We start from the raw sequence: 21,645 nt of genomic DNA, 5'->3' as shown, positions 1-21,645 counted from the left end.
ACTGTACGTTAGCCATCAATAAATCTTTCAAGGTCGTGATGACACAACCTCTGGTAAATCACTTCTTTGCGCGCTGCTGCCTTATCGTTCAGCGCCGTTCGCTCGTAACAGCTATATAACAAGCGCGACACATCGAGGAAGATCGCGGGTTCCCATGCCGGGAGGCTTGCTGATTGGAGCTCCTGATCAAGATACTCAAGTTGAACCTTCGCCAACTCGTATTTGTTTGCATCGATACAGAGACGTGCGATGCATAGCTTGCAGAAAAATCGCTCTCGCCCGCCCTTTACACCATTCAAGCGATCATTCACTAATTGCACAGCGGCTTTCAGCCCTTTTTTCTGCAAAACCGGCAGTGCGTCGTGGTACAACGAGTTTCGCTCTGAGGCATCATGCTGACTTTCGCTGCCACACCCATTCCCGGCATAGACCTCGGCAGGCAGGATATAAGTGGTGATCCACTGTAATGTCTCCGCGTCTGCAAACGGCACACCGTCGTGAAACCGAAGTTCAACAAGGTCCGGAATGCGCTTTAAAAGCAAAGCAAACTGAGCTTCCACTTCGCGCATTGCCGCTTCGCCCCCCAGGGCTTTCAGACAGTTCCAGACCATTCGCTGACCATCAAACCAAAAAGGCGACCCTGCAAGACTTGCTTCAACATCCACAATAAGGTCTGCGTAAAGACCCTGTTCGAATCGCTCTTGATAGCTGCTCAATTTGTCAGCGGGCAACCTCCTTAACGGGGTTATTTTTTCACTGTTTCTTTCAGGAAGACTGTCCACTGCATACCAGGTCTGCGAGCGACCCAGGCGGAAAGCTCGCGGATCTGTGGTTTTCTGTTTAAGCCACCATCTGCAAAGGCTGCGTACCGAGTTCTCTTGCACACTTAACGTCCGCTGGGCGTCTTTCTCGTTGTCGATGTGAGAGTCACTTGAAAGCAACTGGACCGCAGCCTGCTTGACACGCTCCACCACCTTGACAGGCTCTTTCTCAACTTGCTCAGCGCGCTGAATCATACGGGCGAGCCGTCTTCTCAACGGCAGCAGCAAAGGGGCATCACTTCCCATATATAGATTAAATATCTCATCCAGGCCATCAAGCTGTCTGAGCAGTTGCTGGAATTCAGGAAGCTGGTGAGTAATGGAAGTATCTTCTCCCAGCGCCTTGTCGATTTTCAGCAAGAGCCATTGCATGGCCGCTGAACGTGTTCGTAATTTTTTGGGATGAAAAAGCAGCCAATGCTCTTTGCACAAACAATTAATCAATTCCAGCCCCGCAGATAATCCCTTAACAGACTCGCATTCATATAGAGCCCACGCCAGCCAGCTGGCGACGCGCAGGTCTTTGGACTGATTTGAAAGGATATGTTTGCAGCCCTCTCTGATCCGCAGCCAGTCTACATTCACTTCCCCGAGAATGGCCTGTGCACCGCCCAACTCACGCTCCAAGGCTTCAAACGCCGTAGAAAAACGGATGTCTTCGCCTGCATAATCACCCGTTGCGACAGGATGCCGGGCCAGATCCAGATATCGAATAGAGAGCTTGTCTTTACTGGCCACTGCTCATATTCCCACACATCGTGCATTTCATTGTTAACGTTTTTTCCAACCACTCATAAAGCCAGACAGACCTTATCGCCATGAAAACCAGCAAGCAAGGTGACACCTGAAAGATATTAAACTTTCGGAAAATTCTTACAAACAAACGAAGAGAATACGTAGGAATGCATATAATTTATGTACCAAAACATTTAATAACCTAACTATCTATTGACCAAACACGCTATCACATGCTCATCAGAACACACATATATACTCGGCTTAAAACTCACCCAGGAGGCGCCATTAAACGGCCAGCAACCTTGCCAAGAGCACGTACAAAATCCATGGCCTTCCGCACAAAAAGACCGAATATAAAAATATGGATATATTCGGATGGAATACTGGAAAGCTGCGCAAAAAAAGGAAAATAGTGCGCAGAAACTTGCGCAAGTCACTCGAAAAAACCCACAGCGAGCGGCACCCTTATATCCTTTCAAATGGCCAAACCAGCTGACAACACTGACTTAATATATACCTGGCACGTAACTTGTTATAGCGATGCTTCGACCTCCAAGCCGATTTGCTTGTGAGGCGTCACCGACTGTGAGGAAGGACGTTAATGCCTACACCCGCCTATATGACTGTCATAGACGTCAATCAGAAAATACTGACAGCAGGAGCTTTCACAGCAGACTCTGTCGGCAATGTCTATCAGGAAGGCCATGAAGATGAAGCAATAATCCAGGCATTCAGCCATAACATCATTACACCCTGTGATACGCAGTCAGGACAGCCTACTGGCCAACGCATTCATGGTCCTGCGTGTGTCACGAAAATTTTCGACAAGACCTCGCCATTGCTTCTGGAGGCTCTTTGCTCAGGCTCAACGCTAAGCACAGTCGAAATCAAGTGGTACCGGACGTCTATCGATGGCAAGCAGGAACACTATTACACCACCACCCTGGAGGATGCGGTCATCGTCAACATCAAGTCCTACATGCACAACTGCCAGGATCCGCAGAACTCGCACTTTGGACACCTGGAGGACGTTCAATTCAGCTATCGCAAAATAACCTGGGACCACGTAAAGGCCACTACTACCGGATCTGATGACTGGAGAAGTCCGAAGTCGGAATAACTCCGCTGCCCCGGCGGTTCGACAGAATCGGCGGGGTTTTTATAAACCGGCTAGACACGGTGGTCCCTATGATGCTGAACCCCACTGATCGACCTTATTTCAGCCTGAGCATCGACGGCCCTGAGCATGATTTTCAAATCCTTTCATTTATCGGCCATGAAGCTATCAATCAGCCCTTCTGTTTCAAGCTTGAGCTGGTCAGCGAGCGCGCTTCGCTGAATCTCGAAAGCCTGCTGAATTGCCCCGCATTTCTGCAGTACACATCAAGGGGCAACGGCATTCATGGAGTGATTGATCAGGTTTCCCAAGGCGATTCCGGCAGGCGTCTTACGCACTACTCAGTCACCTTGCGACCGAATCTGGCAAGGCTCAGGCATCGTACCAATCAGCGTATTTTCCAGAATCGAACAGTAAAGGAGATTATTGAGCAGGTACTGAAAGAACATCACCTGATAGGCGACGCCTACAGCTTCCAGCTCGGTATGACTTACCCCGAACGCGAATACTGCGTGCAGTATGGCGAGTCCGACCTGCACTTCATCCAGCGGCTTTGCGAAGAGGAAGGCCTGCACTACCACTTCAAACACAGCCACACAGCACATCAACTGGTGTTTGGTGACGACCAGACCGTATTTCCTAAACTAAATCCGGTTATCTATAAGCCGGACAGTGGCCTGGTACCGGGTAAGTCGGTCATCAAGCGCTTCAGGTTGCGCCTGGAAACACGTACAAACAGCGTTACTCATCGCGATTATCACTTTGAAAAACCACTTCTGAAAATGGAAGGCTCGGCATATGACGACGCCCGGCCGGAGCTGGAGCACTACGAATACCCGGGCGGCTTCATTCATCGGGATCGAGGAGCGCATCTGGCGAGCCGCGCACTTGAGCGCCATCGCCAGGATTACCGACTGGGCGATGGCCAAAGTGATCAACCCACCTTGGTCAGCGGCCATTTTCTGCCTTTGCGCGAGCACCCCAACGAGGAATGGAACGACCTGTGGCTGTTGACCGAAGTTCGTCATGAGGGCCGCCAGCCGCAGGGGCTTGAGGAGTCCGCCCATGCATTACAGAACAAGGGGGACTTTCATCAGGGCTATCGCAATACCTTTCTCGCTACGCCGTGGCCAGCCTCGTATCGCCCTCCCCGGCGTCATCCCAAGCCAAGAATATTCGGCAGCCAGACCGCTGTGGTCACCGGTCCGAAAGGTCAGGAAATACACTGCGACCGGCACGGCCGGGTCAAAGTACAGTTTCATTGGGACCGCGAGGGTCAGGCCAACGATCGCAGCAGCTGCTGGGTGAGGGTGTCGTCAGGTTGGGCCGGTCATCACTACGGCAGCATGGTTATCCCGCGAGTCGGTATGGAAGTACTGGTGACGTTCCTTGACGGTGACCCTGACCGTCCATTGGTCAGCGGCTGCCTGTATCACGCAGAGCACGTCCCGCCCTACGATCTGCCTGCACATCAGACGCGCAGTGTATTCAAGACCCTGAGCAGCCCCGGTGGCAATGGTTCCAACGAGCTGCGCATCGAAGACCGGGCCGGTCAGGAGCAGATCTACGTTCATGCCCAGCGCGACTGGGAGCAGAACATTGAGCACGAGCAGAAAATCCGGGTCGGTCATCATCGGCATGAGCGGATCGAAGGCAACAGCTACAGCGAGTTCAAGACCGAGGAACATCGGACTGTCGATGGCGACCGGCTGACCGAGGTAAAAGCGAGCGATCACGTCACGGTGGGCGGAACCCGGCACATCAAAGTGGGTGATGGATTACTGGCCCACGCCGGACAGGAAATCCACCTCAAAGCCGGTAACAAACTGATCATCGAGGCGGGGCTGGAAATCACGCTAAAAGCAGGCGGCTCCTTTATCAAGGTCGATGCCAGTGGCGTGACCGTGAACGGGTCTCAGATAAAGCTCAATTCGGGGGGCAGCCCCGGAAACGGCTCTGGAGCAAACCCGCTACTTCCGGGTAATGCAGAGCGACCAGAAGCTGGCGAATCAGGTGACATGCTTATCTCCGCACAGCGACAGGCAATGATACGCAGCCCATTTTGTAGCCAATGCTCGCAAGCCACAGAAGAACCGAAAAAATGAATCAAGCCAATTATCTGTTGATTGACGGAGTGCTGAGACCTGACGCCGTAAAACAGCTATACCAGTGCGACGAACCTATCGAGATCGCTCCGCTTTATCTCGGCACACGGTGGGCGGAGATCATGGATTTAGGCCCGGTACTTGTGCACGCGGATCATCCCTCCGAACTCATAGCGCAGTGGCATCGGCATCCTGAACAGCGTGTCGACGCCTGCATTTTTTTCAGCAATGCATCCTTGAAAATCGTATCTGAACATTTGCAGCGTTTCCTGAGCCCCCTTGATTATCTCGGTCATTCAAGTCTGCTGCGCTTCGCGGATCCGCTGGTGATGCACTACTGGCTATCGAGCTATGACCCTGAACATTTGAGCTCGACGCTAGGCCCCATCGATCAACTCTGGGTTCAGTCACCCCTGCGCAGTTGGCAACAAAACCTCGATCCAGCGATCACGACATTTGTTAACGAGCGTGCGCAAAAAGTCTCTCGAGCGCATTTTCCTCTGGTGAGCGAACGTCAGTTGCAAGCCTTCGAAAGCTGCCATCGATGGCTATTCGAAGGGCGCCTATACGAATGGATCAAAAAGCAGGATCCGCTGGCCTTTCTGGGCCAGAGCGACGATCAAATCAAAATCTGGCTGAAGGGTGTTTTGGACAGCGCAATTGAGTGGGGGCTGGTCAGTGAATATGCATTGGCGACCTGGGCAGACATCTGCCACGACTGGGGTCTTGGCTTTGCGAGCTCGCCACAGGGCCACTACCAATCCTGGTGTACTCAACACCCCGAGCAACAGCGCTTGCCCCCGGAACTCCGCGTAAACGTACTCGATGAATACCGTCAGAAAGTTCGTACAGACAGGGATGCCACGCATGACCGATAAATCCGGCACACATTCGCAACAACGTGCTGCAACGTTCGCCAAGGTACCCGCCACGGCTACCAGTCTGTGCCCATTCCGAAAACCTGAAGTCGCCATCGTGCCAGTGCGCTATGCGCTGGATCGCTCCCGCTACGATGCCGCTCCCCAGAAACTGAAACCGCTACTCAAGGGCAGCCGCTGGGCGGTGATGCCGAAGCTGAAAACACGCAGCTATACCCTTCGCCAGCTGTATGACGGCTATGTGTATGTCTATGACGAAACGGCAGAGACGTTGCACGAATACGCGGTGTCAGCCGCCAGCGGCAACCTGAGTCGTATTATCTGGACCGATGCGCAGCTTGGCAGTGACCGGCGAAGCGGTACCGACGATGGCAAACCCTTCTTGCTCTATCCGCGAAACAACCGGCTTCACATCGCCTTTTCCCCTCAGCAATGGACTTGGCGAATCTGCGAACACCTGCGCTCCAATCCGGCAAGCCGCACGTCATGGATGAAAGCACTGGATCTGAAACGCTACTGCATGACCATGGCCGAGCCGGATACCTTGCCGTTGAACCGTATCGCCGAGGCGGTGGCGGACATCGACAAGGAGCATGTGGTTGAAGATGACCGGTTTGCAGACTCGGCGATTCCTACACACGAGTCCTCCAGCGAAGAAAACCAGCCGCTGTTTTCGCCAATCGGCGCTGACGTTTTCTGGCAGGGCAGCGTTGAAGATCAGGACAGTTCCCTGCTCATCGCCCTTGATGATCCGCTGGCCATTTTTAACGATCTGGGCATGCAACTGGCTGCCGATCAGGCCGCTTACCGGAACTGGCAAGCCGAACACGAACACAAGATCCAGATCGCCCAGACCGTCACCACGCTATGTGGCGCTGAAAGCGAGCCGGAGAAACTGCCAGCATCGGTGCGCAACAATGCCGCGCTCACCCATCAGTACCTGAGCGACGTCGAAGCCTATTTTGAACAATGCACGTTTGAACAAGAGCAGATCGGCAACAACACCGCTCCCGGTGGCGTGCTGTTGCTGCCGGATATTTTCAAAAGCCCGGAGATGCGCAGATCGATTGAAATGCGTTACGGCAGCGCGCCCTCCGACGACGCCCTGCAAGCCTGGAAAGATCGCCACAAATGGCGGCGCGAGGTCGATCTGAGCGGTGCGCGTCAGTACCTTCAGCAGCACCTGCCAACCGGCGACACACTGCTGCAACAGGTGCGTGACACGCAAAGCGACTTTCGGCAATGGTTGACCCATCTGGGCACGGAACCGCTCAAGCTGTTTGTCGACACCACCCACCCAGAAAGCCTGCTTTATCTGCAAACGCTCATGCTTAACCTGCAGATCATCTACGCTCAGGACAACGCCGCCAGCGCCTGGCTCGCCGAGCAGGAAGCCAACGAAAGCAGCCTGTTTGGCACCTTGCGCTACGGTTTCTCACCGGCGCTCAAGCACGCGCTGCACCAGGAGGCCAACGCGCTGCTGAACGGCCTTGGCGACATCACCAACCTGGCTACCCGCATCGGCGAACTCAACGGCACGCTCAATCACCAGGGCTTTGCCGACAAGCCGTGGATGAAGGCGCTGAAACAACCCGTTCAGGACACCTTCAAAGCCCTCGGCCAACTGGCCAGCAACGCAGGCAAAGCGACGTTCGAAAGTATCCTGCTGGCCTGGGTGCCCATCGACAGCCGTCTGGCGGTAGGCAAGCAGCAGAACATCGTCACACTGATTCGCACACTGTTGATCGGCCAGATCCTGCTCGATTCAAAGGCGCGTATTGCGATTGATCACACCATGCTCGCGAAGCTGAAAAACTGGATCAGCGAGTGGCAGGTGCTCAACAAACAGATCAGTGATACCCGCCGCAGCTGGCTCTATCCCACCGCTTACAACCCCCGCAAAAGCATCGCCAGCAACCTGCGCGCGCTCGAGCAAAAACTTCGCCTGCACGAACTGAGCATGCCCGCCCTGCTCGACTATCAGAACAACCAATACGCCAAGCAATTGCAGGACGAGATTCGCCTGCACTTCCAGTCCGGCAAAGCCATCACCAAAGAATGGCTGGGCACCGCCAGGCGCTGGCTCGATGGACTGGGAGGGATTGCCGGTTCGATTACCTGGGGCGTGATCATGCTCAACCTCATCAACACCGCCTTCACTTATCGCGACCTTACTCGGGATGGAGACTTCAGCACCAAGGACATCGGCAAGGTGACGTATGGGTTGGGGTATAGCTTTAACTTGTTGATGGCGGTGTTTGTTGAAGCGCCGTGGGCGGTTATCAGGGATGCGACGCCGGTGCTGATTGACGGCAAGAATGTCGGGATTCTGGATCGCTCTGCGGGTTATTGGAGGGCGAAGGGAAATGCGGCGTGGAGTGATGCGGTACGTGGGTTCAGGGTTTCGATGGTGGCGATGGGGGCGTTTGGGGTAGCGGCGTCTACGTTGGAGTTGATAGACATCTACGATGACCTGACTAAAACAAAAACAACTGAAGAGGCAACTGTCACACGTATAAAATTTGGTTCAGTAGGCCTTATGGCGATAGGCAGCACATTCCAGCTCGCTGCAGGAATTCTTCCAACCAGTTCTTATACATTGGTTGCAATGAACCCGTGGTTTAGCGTAGCAATTCTGCTAACAGGTGTGATTTATCTATTGACTAATATGGCGTTGAATTATTTCAAGCAAGATAGCGTTGGATGGTGGCTGCGAAAATGCAGCTGGTCCAAATCAATCAACTACCATTATTCAACAGATGCAGATGGTCAACTTGAAGAAAAACTTGCTCTGCTCACGATACAGCTGAGCCCTCAGGTTCATGTTAAAAGCACCACACGCGACGAAGACCATTATTTTGGTAGAGATACCCCCTATAGCGCTCCGGTACAATACGGTGCTGGTGTGCAAATTCTTCTGCCAAGCGCAGTGCGCGGACAATCAGTACATTTCAATATCATCAGTAGTAAACGTCCACTGGGCGTGCTGCCGGTAGCAAAAATTGATGACCCGATACTCGACCCCTTTCTCGATAGAGGACAGTTCAAGAAGGTTGATCAATTTAAAAAGCTTGTCAATCAGCCCGCTCGCAAAGCCCAAGAAGATTTCACATTTCCGCTTATGCCCCCTGAAAGTGAAGATGTTGTTTGGGAAACCTGGGTGCCGCTTGAGAAAGACGCAACGTATCTGGAACTACAAATATGGTATCCCGACAGTCTGATAAGACCTGGTCAACAGGACGTAGGCTACCTCTTTCAACTGAAACTTGATAGTCAGGGAGATACAGCAGTCGACGGGCTGGCACATGTCGAACTGGAAATAAAAGCGTCTAGTCGAATCAGCACCTTGACACTTGAAATAGCGGAATAACATCATGACTGATAAAACGAAAGCCCCTATCTTGCAAAAAACAAAAAACAACATCGCTGATGATTCAGGTAATGCTAAAACAATCAGTCCGAGCCAAGCGAGCAACGATATTTTTAACTGGTCCATAAAAACCATGGCAAGATCCCCCAATGAAATATTTTGGACGCAGCTAGGTACGATATTTATATGCGCGCTGCCCATGAGCTTCTGCATTTGGCTTGGCAGGGATGTCTATCTAGAGAAGCCCTCTGAGGCACTTTTTCTGGTGTACACATTTGCGGGCGCCGCCATCTACATCATAGCGTTAGGCGTCCGCCAAAAAACCATCTACAACTACACCATCAAAACCGACAGAGCCCACCTCGAGTACTACCTCCACTACCCCGACTTCGCCTCTTCCTTTTTCAAAGGCATCGCCATCGCCGTGATCATGCTGTTCGTATTCGTAGCCATACTCACCGGATCACTGCTCTTCCTGATCGGCCCCGTGGCAATGGCCTTTATCGCAGCCATCAAGCTACTCAACTGGGAAAACCCCATCCACCACGAACAAAGCCTGCCATGGGGCGAGTACAACTTCGTCACTGTCGACCGCAAACGCTTGATGATCATCACGCACCGCACGGACGTCACTCTCGGCTTCGAAGCCCGCTTCCAGCACGAGGTACTGTTCAACAAGTACCTGAATTTTCTCCACACCGTGCTCCCCTCCACTGCCGAGTTCACCGAAAAAGCCTGGAAGTGGTAGCACACCCAAGCTAACGTACACGCCGGAATTCAAGCCCTACCCACCAAGGCCTCACCATGATCCAGATTCGCCCCATGACACCGGAAGATTTCGAGCGCTTCTGGCCCACCTTTCAGGCTGTCGTCATCGCCCAGGAAACCTACGCCTACGACCCTGCCCTCACTCAGGAGCAGGCTCGCGATCTATGGATGACGGCGCCGTTGCACACACTGATTGCCGAGGAAGATGGCCAGCTGTTGGGCAGCTATTACCTGAAGGCTAACGCGGCAGGCCCGGGCAATCATGTCTGCAACTGTGGCTATATGGTCACGGACGTGGCGCGGGGTCGTGGCGTGGCGCGGTTGATGTGCGAGCATTCGCAGCAACTTGCGCGCGACAGCGGGTTCCTGGCGATGCAGTTCAATTCGGTGGTCGCCAGCAATGAGGTGGCGGTCGGGTTGTGGAGCAAGCTGGGTTTCGAGACGGTCGGACGGTTGCCCAAGGCTTATCGTCATGCCCGATTGGGCTTGGTGGATTGTCTGGTGATGTTCAAGTGGCTGGCTGATGAGCCGGTGGTCAAAGAGCCTGCGCAGCCCAAGCTGATTGGCCGCAAGAATATCGAATCCGTGGTGTCGCGTCCGCGTCGAAAATAAGCGCGACGCACACATGAAAACGGGGCCTGCTCAGCATGAGCAGGCCCCGTTTTGCCTTACAGCTCGGTGCTTATTTGCCAGCCCCCATATCGGGCTGCTTCTGCAGCAACACCCGAGTCACGCGGCGCTCTTCCACGCCGACGACGTGCAGGTTCCAGCCCTGCCAGCTGAGACTGTCGCCGGTAGACGGCAGGCGATCCAGCAGGCTCATGACCAGTCCGGCCATGGTCTGATAATCCTCGGTCGCTTTGGCCTGGAAGCCGGTGCGCTCGCGAATCAGGCTCAGGTTCAAGGCACCCGATACCACGAAGTCCTCGCCCTGCTCGACGATGTCCGGGCCTTCCACTTCACTGGCGTCAGGCAGTTGGCCAGCGATGGACTCGAGAATGTCGGTCATGCTCAAGACGCCGATGAAGTCACCAAACTCGTTGACCACAAAGGCGATGTGCGTCGATTCCTTGCGCATCTGCTCCAGGGCATTGAGGATGGTGAAGCTTTCCAGCAGGTTGATTGCCTTGCGCGACATCAGTTTCAAGTCGGGCTCGTTGCCGGACAACAGCTCCTTGAACAGCTCTTTCTTGTGCACGAAGCCCAGCGGCTCATCGATACCGCGCTCGCCAATCAGCGGCAGACGCGAGTAGGACGAGTGCATCAGTTTCAGACGGATCTTCTCGGCGCTGTCATTCAGGTCGATACAGTCGACTTCCGCCCTCGGCGTCATCACTGTGCGAATCGGCCGCTCTGCCAGTTGCAGTACGCCGCTGATCATCACGCGCTCACGACGGTCGAACACCGGCTCGCTGCTTTCACCATCCAGCATGTCGGTGATTTCCTCATCGACGTCACCAGACTCCAGCTTGCGACCGCCCAGCAGGCGCATCACCGCGTGGGCTGCCCGCTCGCGGCGCGGCAGGTGGCCATGGGCCGACTTCTTGCTGCGCTTGCGGGCGATCTGGTTGAACACTTCGATGAGGATCGAGAAGCCGATGGCCGCATACAGATAGCCCTTGGGAATATGGAAACCCAGGCCTTCGGCGGTCAGGCTGAAACCGATCATCATCAGGAAGCCCAGACACAGCATGATCACCGTCGGGCGGCTGTTGACGAATTTGGTCAGCGGCTTGCTGGCAATCATCATCAGGCCGATGGAGAAGATCACCGCGATCATCATCACCGACAGGTGCTCGACCATGCCGACGGCGGTAATCACCGCATCCAGCGAGAACACGGCGTCCAGTACGACGATCTGCGCAACGATAGGCCAGAACAACGCATAGCCCGCATTACCGGCGCGCTGGGCGACATGCCCTTCCAGCCGCTCATGCAGTTCCATGGTGGCCTTGAACAGCAGGAACACACCACCAAACAGCATGATCAGGTCGCGACCGGAGAACGTCTTGCCGAATACTTCGAACAACGGCTCGGTCAGGGTCACCATCCACGAGATGCTCGCCAGCAGGCCAAGGCGCATGATCAATGCCAGCGACAGGCCAATGACGCGCGCCTTGTCACGTTGTTCAGGGGGCAGCTTGTCGGCCAGGATGGCGATGAACACCAGGTTGTCGATGCCCAGCACCAGTTCCAGCACGATAAGGGTCAGCAGGCCAAGCCATGCCGTGGGATCAGCGATCCATTCCATGGTTTATGCAGCCTCACGATAAAAATGGCAGGGGTGGGTATGGGTCACTGTAGACCAGACGCTATGGCTAAACGTCAGGCATGGCGTTGCAGCGTCAGGACGCGAAGGTCTGCCGTAATCCATGCAGTGCAAGAGGTTAAGTAGAAAGACGTTCGAATGGAGCGGCCTGCTCGGTAACAGTGAGATCACCGGCCAGCCATAAGCGATGGGAGGAGGACAACTCGGAGGCTCCTGGAGGGTATTCATACGGTCCTGAAAATCAATACGGGCGCTGATCGTACAATACACATAGATGTTTCGTACGTTGAGAAAGTATTACAAGACTTGACCACGGAGCATGCTGCTTGCTGAGCAGCAAATGAGCACAGGGCGACGTTTTGTCACACCTCCAGGCACTACCAGTTGTCTGACAACCGAATGGCGCGGGTAGATGCGACAATCCATTTGTTTTAAAATGTTTCCATAACGTCAGGCATGCGCAGTGCTGCTCGCGATCCGTTTCAACGTCGCCCTTCACTGCTCGCCTGATCAGAATCATAAAAAGAAAGCCCGTCATAGACGGGCTTTTTTCGTTTTCAGCTTTTGCATCCGATGCCCTCGACGGCATCCCGGCAACCCGTTTTCTTAACCTTTGAGGTGATTTACCCATGCTGCGCATCGTTGTTGTTCATTTGTTCCAGTGGCTCAAGCGTCTGTCGTCCGCGCTGTTCTTCCGCAGCGCAGAGGACAACTATTCGCGCAGCTTCACACGGGAAGACGATGACGAAGGCCGCTGGACCTTTGTCTCGACCGTCATCGTTCTGACCCTCAGCCTTTATTGCCTGGCGGGCCTGGGTTACTACGCCAAGACCAACATCTGGGACGGCTTCACTCAGGAGCAGAAAGAGAACATCGCGCAGGCCATGGTGGTCAGCTCGCAGAATCTCTGACAGTTACTGGGGTTCGACTAAACGGGGGAAGCGAAAGCTTCCCCCGTTTTCGTTTCCACCGGTTTGTCATGAAGCGGCTTGTCATGAAGCGGCTTTTCTGCGAGAAAGCCCGCTCGCGCCAATCACAGAGCGCGCTGCAACCGGAAGCTTGGCAATGAGCAAAGAATTACAGATTACCGATCTGCACCCCGGCGAGGGCAAGGCAGCGGTAAAGGGTGCGCTGATCACCACGCATTACACCGGAACTCTTGAAGACGGGACTGTGTTCGATTCCTCCCACGAGCGTGGCAAGCCGTTTCAGTGCGTGATCGGCACTGGTCGCGTCATCAAGGGCTGGGAGCAAGCTCTTTGTAAGTAACACTGGGAAATTTTGACTTATGTTGGGCAAAGCCAGTGGCATGTGCTTGTATCGATGCGTGTTAAAGCTCCGTAGTATCGTGATCAGGATGTTGGTAAACCCTGCTTGGAGACGGCTCAATCTTTGATCGGATAGCTGACAATCGCTTGTGCACTATTGAGTGCCATCATCTGATCACCCGAAAAGCCTGTAAAAGGGAAACCTGAATAAGGGAAATGGCCAGACGATAAATCGACAAAAAGCCTGCCGTCTGTAAGTTCAACCTTGCAAGCCCCAGAAGGATAAATACCCTTTCCTTTCTCAGTTATAGAAAATGCCAACGGAAAAAAAGATAGCAAACTAATACTGCATTGATTTCCACGATTTCTGAACGCAAAAAGCTTAATACTTAAATGATGGCGATGTGGGTAGAACCAACAATACATATCGTGTGTATCTTTCATAGCAGTATCATCACCCATCACAAACTTTTGGAGCGGTGTAAAATATGGCGAGGCTATTGGTTTCTCTCTACACTCATCGACAGTGGTGGCGGATAAGACATGACCTATCATTGCACGACAGAATTTCACAGCATCAAACGGAAACCAAAAAACGTTGTGCGGATTACTGGCATACGTGAAATGATGATTCACAAGTTCAGTGATCCCTTTATAAACCCTTGCCACTTCTTGATCATTCACACCCAAGCAACCACTGTTACATTCTTTACAAATAGTTTTAAATTTACTCCCATTAGGCGATTTCAAGCCCCTGACTGGAACCGGATCCACCCCCATTATTTCAGTTAGGTGTACCTGCTCGACCTTGGTGATTGTAATGCTACCCTGTGGAGGTACGTGATCCCAACTGAGCTTTCCATAGACTCCACAGATCAAGCAGTAGCCTTGGACAATCTCTGTGTGCATGCGTCGCTGAGTCAATCTATTTTTAAATTCCCCCATCATTACGTCTCCTAACGTAAATGAACACAATATAGTCGAAATCGAGAAGCCTTTATACCATTGATATCGACGCAGACCTGAAACGCAACGTACTACATCATCGTAACCTCATCTCCTAGATGATCTGGTGTTGAGCGTCGTAGGAGAGGACGGATCAGTTATCAGGTAGGCACGAAAAAGGCCACTCTAGTGGTGGCCCTTTAGGGTTGACTGTCTGTCAGCCAAATTTTGTTAGCTTGTCACGTGCCATTGCAAGACCGTACGCCACTGGTTTGGACGAGTCAGATCTGTTTTGTTCAGTGCCTGTAAATAGGACGATGGCACTATCATAACTGTACCTTGCTCAAAACAAGCTTTCTGCCAGACGCAGTCAATTGGAATTTTTTATCAAGACCTATACTGATTCGCAGGACATGTCCAAGATCTCTTAGATCGTCAAGCGTACTATTCAGGGCTACCTTCGTAAGTTCAGTTCGGGCAGAAAGGTTTGAGATTGTCGGTATTACACTCGCATTCTCACACTCCGCTACCAGTAGCAATATATCGAAATGTGTTTCAGTCAGCGCCACCGGGGTAGATTGCTCATTAGGTACAGACTGATTCTGGACCTTTAAAACACTATTCTCATCCAGCAGCTTCGCATTGGCAGCCTCTAACTCCTTATAGTCATTCTCCAACTTCTCCTTGGCAGCTTTAGCAATCCTAAACTTATCATTCTGTTCATTGTAATCATCTACGAGGGCATCGTGCTTTTTCCCCAAAAAATAAATCAAGGAACAAAAAATCAGAGCGGGTACTAGAATAAATAATACTACTTGCCAGAAAGCCCAAGGTATCTCAGTCATCATCAGCTCAGATAACCAGCTAAGGGCACCTGAAGACCAAGCAGGTAACTCTCCATGCTCGACAACGTAGTTAACCAAGCCCGCTACCACCAGACCGATAGCAGCCGCAGCGCCCCCGAAAACTTTCTCTATCAACCCTTTCAATTTAGCCTCTTCCCAAATGAGTAAAAACGCTATTCTATCAGAGCAAAACGTCGCCTGAGTCAAGGGGCAAGAGTTTTGTATGTGACATTTTTAGGTGGGGGTTTTGAGGCTTACGTTGGGCTATTGGGGCCAGGATTCAGCCCCATTCACATCAGCTATCGAGAGCGTCGTAATCACTCACCCTGCACAAATTTTTCCAGCTCTTCCCTCGCCTGCTGAAGCTCTTCCTGCACTCTAGCAATGCCCTCTTCAAGCTCCTGCACCCGGTTAGCTAGGCTCTGTCTGTAAACTGCATGAAGCTCTTGAATCTGCTTAAGGATGGCATTGGGGCTGGTGGATGGCGTTACAAAGACTTTCGCTTGCTTTGGTGACGCCCCTACACGTCTCTCAGGATTCTTACCAATGTAATTACGAAGGGTTGGCATATTGGTTTCCCAATGAGTGCCCATGCTCGCCTTCACAAAAGCAGTTTGGTTAGGCTGCACACCTTGTGCCTGTGCCTGCTCTTCCCATTTGGCCCATTCCGCGAACACGCGGTCTTTCTTTTCCTGATTGACTTTCTTTACTTACACAACTCCAATATCAGGTGTTAAGGTTCAACAACCTGAAATGATTCTAGACCAAATCGATTTGTACATTCAATAATCTTTTTGTGCCATGCCTTCCTCCAGAACCTTGTAAACTTTTTACGCACTGCTACCTTCATTGTCCTCACTCACTGTTATAGCCTAAATGGTATTGTGGACGGCACAATCTTTTCGGCCAAAATTAGTTTCCCTTTCTGTTGAAGGAGTCGCTTAACAAAGTTTGCAGCCATTACCGTAGACGTGGTTGGGCCAAGGATGATTCTGTCAATAACGCCCTCAAGTGAAAGGTGTGCTCCGAACATACCCTCAAGAGGCTTCACCTTAAATTTTAGCTTTGGCTCAACACCACGCGGGGTGATTGCATACCCGAGCATGTCCTTGAGCCTGCCTTCCTTGTCACGCTCGTTCATATAAACAATCCGCCACTCCTTTTCTTCATGAAAACCTTTATGCTTGGTAAAAAGCGAAAAAATTTTGAGCCGCTCGATCCAATAATATGCTGTGCAAAACAAATCTCGGTCAGTGGGCGTCGTATCATTCAGTGCCAATGCCATCCCCTTGATCTTCCCAAAAATCCAATCTAACCGCTCCTCAGTTGTCATATACTGAACTGCATCTATGATAAAGGGAGATTCTTCGTTAGCACTGATTTTAGATGTATCAAAAACTATAGCAACGCCACTTCCACCGGCGCCATACCCACGCCACATTGAAAGTAGTCCATCTCGGTCTTCAGAGTCATGTTTCGCCAAACACATGATGTAAGTGTCAAACACATGATTCAGATCAAACTCTGAAAACATGTTATTAAAATGGGTTAACAAATCATTGTATAGCTGATCATCTGTAAAAGCAGCTTTCAATTCAGCACTGTTCCTGAAAGCGTTAGCCCCTTCAATCATGCCGAAGCGTAGTTCTTCTGAATCGTTCATGTAAAGCGGGTGAGAAAACCAAATCTCATCATTAGCCATCATCCCCTCTAACACTGCGACAGAAGTGTAGTGAGACAAAAGAGGGGGTCGGTTATGAGAATCACCTTTTGTTTCAACATCGCCCCACACTACTGCGTGGATATTTTCTTCAATGCTCATATGTGATTATTCCTGTCTAAAAGATCACAAATACACGATTCGAACACCAAATACTAGGGAGTGACTGGTGCGGTAGCCGTCATAGACGCAAGCCCCGCCCGCCATCAAAAGGGACTCACCTTTCAAGAGGCGTTTTACAAACAGAAACCAAATTTCCCGCCAAATTTTTGGGCCTCATGTTTTGGAGCGTCTGTTTGCACCGGGAAATATAAGCTAGAGAGGTTGTGATGGGTGTTGGAAAAGCCAGTTTTAAGCGAGAGTACTAAACAAGGAGCCACAAGATAAATGGGAATCGTTCGCAATTACAAAATAACTAGTGGCCAAGCTTTACTTGCCCTCCGTCAACATTTATTTAGAGAACGACACCCCCAGTGAGAGCATCAGTCTACGTACCGTAGTGGAGTTCCACTCATCACCTCCTGCAGTCCACTTGCCCTTGTGGTTAAGACAGTCTGAGAGAGCCTGTAGCGTGCCCACACCCTTGTAGAGACAGGCCATCACATGCTGCTCCCCCTTCTTAGCGAGCGCTTGAGAATCGAATATATGAGATTGCTTGCTTCACGGTGTGCCCCCTGTATTTGCTGGCCGAGATGGTAATAAGGGGTAAGTGTTACATGCGAAATTGTTGGAACCAGGGCCTGATGGGCATGAAAGTCGGCGGCAAGCGTAAATTGGTCGTCCCCGCTCACCTTGCTTACGGCGACAGAAGCATGGGCGCGCACATCAAGCCCGGTGCCGACCTGACGTTCGAAATAGAACTGCTGGAAGTGCTGACCCGCGACGATTGAGCAGCTTGCCTTGCAGATCAGCCTGAATCGGCCGATACCCTGACGCACAGGCACACGCCTGATTGCTTGTTATCGCAGAAAAAGCCATGCTCCGGGTATGGAATTCAAGGTCTTGGCACAGGAACACGTATGGCGCTCAATAAGTCGACTCAGGAGCTGAAGCGACACCTGAAAGGGACAGCAACCAACCTGGAAAACACGGCGGAAGAAATTCTCAAACTCGCCTCGCAGATGAACGATGTGGATGTCACCGCAGTGCTGCAGATGGTCAACCGTCTTTACAGCGATGCCGACCAGCTCAAAGCCTATGCTGATGAGGTCAAGGCCAAGCGGATCGTGCGCGCCAAGCCGCTGTAAATCGCTGCACCCGAGTTCAGACGCGCTTTCTTCGGTCCAGAGGACCTTCGATGCTGCCACAGCCCGCCACTTCCAGCGTCAGCCCAAGGCATCTGAGCCTGCAGAAATGGCGTGGCCGGGTCGGTATGGGGCTGGTTGCGAGCCTGTCGGTTCTGGCCGGCATGACCGATGCCATCGGCTTCATGGCGACCGGCGATTTCGTTTCGTTCATGAGTGGCAACACCACCCGGCTTGCCGTCGCGATCAGTGATGGCGACCTGAGCGTGACGGTGCGTCTGACCCTCGCAATCCTTGCTTTCATTGCCGGCAATGCGCTGGGCGTGGTGGTTGTGCGTCTTGGCGGGCGGCGTGCCCTGCCTTTGCTGCTGGGCATCGCCACGCTGCTGTGTGCGGCTGCCGCATGGCCACTGGAAAGCAACATGCTCGCGCTGATCTGGGCGATTCTGGCAATGGGCATGCTCAACGCCGCCGTCGAGCAGGTCAACGGGCTGCCGGTCGGTCTGACTTACGTGACCGGTGCGCTGTCGCGTTTCGGTCGTGGCCTGGGCCGCTGGATGCTGGGGGAACGCCGGGACGGCTGGCGCGTGCAACTGGTCCCCTGGGTCGGCATGTTCATCGGGGCCGTGATAGGCGCGCTACTCGAGCACCGCCTGGGGCTCAATGCCCTGTTGATCAGCGGCAGCTTGTCGGCGTTGCTGGGACTGGTTTCACTGAAAATACCGCACCGCTGGCAACGTCAATACATGCCGCGCTGAACCCTACGATGCCCATCTGCTGAAATACGTTTACCATACGCCGCTTTTCCTGACTGACCTGCGCCATGACCCCTGAAGCACTCGCGATTCTGCAACAGCACCTGATCGACGCGTTGAACAACGTCCCGAATGAAACCCGCCGCCTGTTTCACGGCCGTGGTCGTATGTGGCCGGGGCTGGAGCACATCACCGTCGACTGGATGCAGGGCGTGGTGCTGGTCTCGGTGTTCAAGGAGCCTCTTGAATCCGAGCTGGCAGCATTGATGCAGCTGTTGCACGCGTTGATCGAAACGCCCCAGTGGCAGCACAGCCAGGCTCACACCCTTCTGCTGCAACACCGCTATCTGCCTCAGAGCACCACCCAATGGCTGACCGGCGAGGTCGTGGATGAATGGGTGATCACCGAAAACGGCCTGCGCTACAAAGTCGATTTCGGCAAAAAGCAGAACAGCGGCCTGTTTCTGGACATGCGCTACGGCCGTGAATGGGTGCAGGCTCAGGCCAAGGGCAAACGCATCCTCAATCTGTTCGCCTACACCTGCGGCTTCTCGGTCGCCGCCCTGGCCGGGGGTGCCGACCACGTCGTGAATCTGGACATGGCCCGTGCTGCGTTGAATCGCGGTCGCGAGAATCATCGCCTCAATGATCAGGACCTCAGCCGCGTGACCTTTCTGGGCCATGACCTGTTCAAGTCCTGGGCCAAGGTCACCCGTTGCGGCCCTTATGACCTGATCATCATTGACCCGCCGTCCTTCCAGAAAGGCAGTTTCATGCTCGACAAGGACTACCAGCGTGTCCTGCGTCGATTGCCGGAGTTGCTGGACGAGAACGGTTCAGTGCTGGCGTGCATGAACGATCCCGCACTGGGACCGGACTTTCTGATTCAGCACACCGCAGTCGAAGCACCTTGCCTGCGCTTCGAACAACGCCTGGAAAACCCGCCGGAGTTCCCCGACGCTCGCGTTGAGGGCGGCCTGAAGGCGCTGGTATTCAAGGCAGAAGGCTTGAGCCGCAGCGGATGGGCGTAACGGGCCGGGGCTGACAGCCTCTTATACGCCGAAGAGGCTGTCAGGTTTTCAAGTGACTCAGGCACCCAAACGCGCAATCACATCCCCGAGGCCAGTAGAAAGGCCCCTCAGTTCCTGACTGGCGTTCTGGGTACGTTTGACGTTGTCCTGATTGGTCACGGCGATGGCGGTGATTTCAGTGAGGTTGCGCGAGATGTCCTCTGCCACGGAAGTCTGCTCTTCGGCAGCCGTCGCAATCTGGCGATTCATGTCGCGAATATTCTCCACGGCCATGGTAATGCGCTGAAGGGTTGCGCCAGCGTTCGCGACCTGCTCCACGCTCTCTTCACTCCGCGCCTGACCGCCCTGAATGGCCTGCACCGCATCACTGGCGCCAGTCTGCACCGAATTGATGATCTGATTGATTTCGGAGGTTGAAACGGCAGTACGCTGCGCCAGTGTACGAACCTCGTCAGCCACCACCGCGAAACCGCGTCCGGCGTCACCGGCCCGTGCGGCTTCGATCGCGGCATTCAGCGCCAGCAGATTGGTCTGATCGGCAATGCTGCGGATCACTTCCAGCACTTTGCCAATACGGCCGCTGTCGGTTTCCAGTCGCTCGATGACATCGGCCGTCAAAGCGATCTCGTTGCGCATGCGGGTGATGGTCGCAATGGTCAGTTGCATGACCCGCTCGCCATCCTGAGCGCTCTGGTCAGCCTCATCCGCAGCTCGCGCAGCATCGGCGGCATGTCGGGCAACGTCCTGAGCGGTGGCAGACATCTCAGTCATGGCGGTCGCGACCTGATCGGTACGCTCGAACTGCTCATGAGTGCCTTGCGCCATCAACTCGGCAATGGCATTCAACTCGCCGCCCGCCGTGTCCAGATCGGTGCTGCTGCGCTTGAGGCGGTTGAAGGTGTCGGCCAGGAAATCCCGCAGGGTATTTGCGGCAACGGCCAGACGACCCAGTTCGTCCTGCCGCGTGACCTCGACACGCGCCCCGAGTTTGCCTTCGCTCAACTGGGCGACGTATTCGATAAGCATGCGAATGGGCGCAATCAGGTTGCGATTGACCATCCACAGCGCCAACAAACCGACCAGCAGCGCAGACACCAGCATAACCACGGCACCGACCAGAATGGTACGTTGGGCTTCATGGCTGATGGCAACGGACTGAGCATCGCTGCTCTTGTGCAATTGTTCGACCAGACCAGCCATCTGCTCGCTGGTCGGACGGTCGACACCTTTGACCGCCATGTCACCCGCGCCAGCGTCACCGCCCGCAGCAACAAACGCATCACGACCGGTCCGGTAGGCCGTACCCAGCGCCTGGTGAGCCTGTTGCAGCGTTTGCACCTGGCTTTTCAACGCAGCGTCGGTGCCGTGCATTTCAGCAAGCCGACCCAGTGTGCTTTGCACCTTGCGCTCCTGTTCTTCGAACTGCTCCCAGTACTTGTCGCGCTCGGCGGGTGTTTTGCCACGCAACAGGACGTTTTTCCACTCCTGGACCTGAATCTTGAATTGCAGGTTGGCTTCGTCCACCAGTTGCGACGCCCGGACCGGGCCGTCGATAAGGCTGCGATAAGCCTGCACGTTATCGGAGAGAAAGTTGAAGCAGGCCAAGGCAATGACCAGCACAAGCGCAAGGCTACCGCCGAGCAGACCTAGAATTTGCAGTCGCAGGGATTTGGACATCAGGACGATCTCTGGAGAAAAAGAATCCGCGGGATACGCGAAAGTTGCAGACACGTCCCTGTAGACCGATCTTGTGGATCAGGTATATGTGGCC

General features: G+C 53.5%; 18 protein-coding genes and 1 pseudogene. 12 read left to right on the top strand and 7 right to left on the bottom strand.

The genetic code is table 11. From position 1 onward, the window contains the following. Nucleotides 1-8: 8 nt before the first annotated feature. Nucleotides 9-1,559 carry a type VI secretion system protein TssA gene (tssA, locus tag JOE39_RS05550; RefSeq protein WP_210077722.1) on the bottom strand — a complete coding sequence of 517 codons (1,551 nt, stop codon included), beginning with the start codon at nucleotides 1,557-1,559 and terminating at the stop codon, nucleotides 9-11. A gap of 601 nt (nucleotides 1,560-2,160) precedes the next feature. Between tssA and JOE39_RS05545 the strand changes: the two genes are divergently transcribed. The 6 genes from JOE39_RS05545 (at nucleotide 2,161) to JOE39_RS05520 (ending at nucleotide 10,409) form a co-directional block, all read left to right on the top strand. After that, nucleotides 2,161-2,679, top strand: a complete 519-nt coding sequence (locus JOE39_RS05545; RefSeq protein WP_010410937.1) for an Hcp family type VI secretion system effector — start codon at nucleotides 2,161-2,163, stop codon at nucleotides 2,677-2,679. Nucleotides 2,680-2,750: 71 nt separating this feature from the next. Continuing rightward, entirely contained in the window at nucleotides 2,751-4,781 is a 2,031-nt protein-coding gene (gene tssI / locus JOE39_RS05540; protein ID WP_198705773.1) for a type VI secretion system tip protein TssI/VgrG, read from the top strand. Then, nucleotides 4,778-5,659 (top strand): DUF4123 domain-containing protein, encoded by an 882-nt coding sequence (locus tag JOE39_RS05535; protein WP_210077725.1) that lies wholly within the window; start codon nucleotides 4,778-4,780, stop codon nucleotides 5,657-5,659. Before tssI ends, JOE39_RS05535 begins: the two co-directional genes overlap by 4 nt. Then, complete coding sequence (locus JOE39_RS05530) at nucleotides 5,649-9,029, top strand: toxin VasX (RefSeq protein WP_198705768.1); 3,381 nt, start codon at nucleotides 5,649-5,651, stop codon at nucleotides 9,027-9,029. Before JOE39_RS05535 ends, JOE39_RS05530 begins: the two co-directional genes overlap by 11 nt. Nucleotides 9,030-9,033: 4 nt before the next feature. Next, nucleotides 9,034-9,777, top strand: a complete 744-nt coding sequence (locus JOE39_RS05525) for a permease (RefSeq protein ID WP_210077727.1) — start codon at nucleotides 9,034-9,036, stop codon at nucleotides 9,775-9,777. Nucleotides 9,778-9,833: 56 nt separating this feature from the next. Next, nucleotides 9,834-10,409 (top strand): N-acetyltransferase, encoded by a 576-nt coding sequence (locus JOE39_RS05520; protein WP_063313811.1) that lies wholly within the window; start codon nucleotides 9,834-9,836, stop codon nucleotides 10,407-10,409. A 70-nt stretch (nucleotides 10,410-10,479) separates the two neighbouring features. On the opposite strand, the gene JOE39_RS05515 is transcribed toward JOE39_RS05520, so the two are convergent. Then, nucleotides 10,480-12,048: a TerC family protein gene (locus JOE39_RS05515; protein ID WP_044313322.1), complete on the bottom strand. Its 1,569-nt coding sequence runs from the start codon at nucleotides 12,046-12,048 to the stop codon at nucleotides 10,480-10,482. A gap of 647 nt (nucleotides 12,049-12,695) precedes the next feature. Here JOE39_RS05515 and JOE39_RS05510 point away from each other — a divergent pair. After that, the gene (locus tag JOE39_RS05510) at nucleotides 12,696-12,977 is read left to right on the top strand and encodes a hypothetical protein (RefSeq protein ID WP_024664640.1); all 282 of its coding nucleotides are present in this window, start codon (nucleotides 12,696-12,698) and stop codon (nucleotides 12,975-12,977) included. 154 nt (nucleotides 12,978-13,131) lie between these two features. Next, a pseudogene (locus JOE39_RS05505) lies at nucleotides 13,132-13,320 on the top strand (FKBP-type peptidyl-prolyl cis-trans isomerase); the annotation flags it as partial. A 131-nt stretch (nucleotides 13,321-13,451) separates the two neighbouring features. Here JOE39_RS05505 and JOE39_RS05500 read toward each other — a convergent pair. From JOE39_RS05500 to JOE39_RS05485, 4 genes are all read right to left on the bottom strand, one after another. Continuing rightward, complete coding sequence (locus JOE39_RS05500; protein ID WP_232924161.1) at nucleotides 13,452-14,282, bottom strand: metal-binding protein; 831 nt, start codon at nucleotides 14,280-14,282, stop codon at nucleotides 13,452-13,454. Nucleotides 14,283-14,605: 323 nt separating this feature from the next. Then, nucleotides 14,606-15,268, bottom strand: a complete 663-nt coding sequence (locus JOE39_RS05495) for a MarR family transcriptional regulator (RefSeq protein ID WP_122219815.1) — start codon at nucleotides 15,266-15,268, stop codon at nucleotides 14,606-14,608. A gap of 173 nt (nucleotides 15,269-15,441) precedes the next feature. Further along, nucleotides 15,442-15,801 carry a hypothetical protein gene (locus tag JOE39_RS05490; RefSeq protein ID WP_122219814.1) on the bottom strand — a complete coding sequence of 120 codons (360 nt, stop codon included), beginning with the start codon at nucleotides 15,799-15,801 and terminating at the stop codon, nucleotides 15,442-15,444. Between the two features lie 188 nt (nucleotides 15,802-15,989). Beyond that, nucleotides 15,990-16,946: a DUF2971 domain-containing protein gene (locus JOE39_RS05485; RefSeq protein WP_210077729.1), complete on the bottom strand. Its 957-nt coding sequence runs from the start codon at nucleotides 16,944-16,946 to the stop codon at nucleotides 15,990-15,992. A 590-nt stretch (nucleotides 16,947-17,536) separates the two neighbouring features. On the opposite strand from JOE39_RS05485, the gene JOE39_RS05480 reads away from it, so the two are divergent. From JOE39_RS05480 to JOE39_RS05465, 4 genes are all read left to right on the top strand, one after another. Further along, complete coding sequence (locus tag JOE39_RS05480) at nucleotides 17,537-17,734, top strand: FKBP-type peptidyl-prolyl cis-trans isomerase (protein ID WP_259639643.1); 198 nt, start codon at nucleotides 17,537-17,539, stop codon at nucleotides 17,732-17,734. Nucleotides 17,735-17,863: 129 nt separating this feature from the next. After that, nucleotides 17,864-18,091, top strand: a complete 228-nt coding sequence (locus tag JOE39_RS05475; RefSeq protein WP_003317903.1) for a hypothetical protein — start codon at nucleotides 17,864-17,866, stop codon at nucleotides 18,089-18,091. Between the two features lie 50 nt (nucleotides 18,092-18,141). Next, entirely contained in the window at nucleotides 18,142-18,846 is a 705-nt protein-coding gene (locus JOE39_RS05470; RefSeq protein ID WP_017278376.1) for a YoaK family protein, read from the top strand. A gap of 65 nt (nucleotides 18,847-18,911) precedes the next feature. Next, nucleotides 18,912-19,874: a class I SAM-dependent methyltransferase gene (locus tag JOE39_RS05465; RefSeq protein WP_122219811.1), complete on the top strand. Its 963-nt coding sequence runs from the start codon at nucleotides 18,912-18,914 to the stop codon at nucleotides 19,872-19,874. 57 nt (nucleotides 19,875-19,931) lie between these two features. Here the strand turns inward: JOE39_RS05465 and JOE39_RS05460 are convergent, their stop codons facing one another. Continuing rightward, nucleotides 19,932-21,551, bottom strand: a complete 1,620-nt coding sequence (locus JOE39_RS05460) for a methyl-accepting chemotaxis protein (protein WP_057445090.1) — start codon at nucleotides 21,549-21,551, stop codon at nucleotides 19,932-19,934. Nucleotides 21,552-21,645 lie beyond the last annotated feature (94 nt).

Origin of the sequence: Pseudomonas sp. PvP100 (assembly GCF_017833055.1) — a bacterium.
Taxonomy (GTDB): Bacteria; Pseudomonadota; Gammaproteobacteria; order Pseudomonadales; family Pseudomonadaceae; genus Aquipseudomonas; species Aquipseudomonas syringae.
The sequence above is the reverse complement of the archived record's forward strand: the minus strand, read 5'-3'. Positions and strand labels throughout refer to the sequence as shown.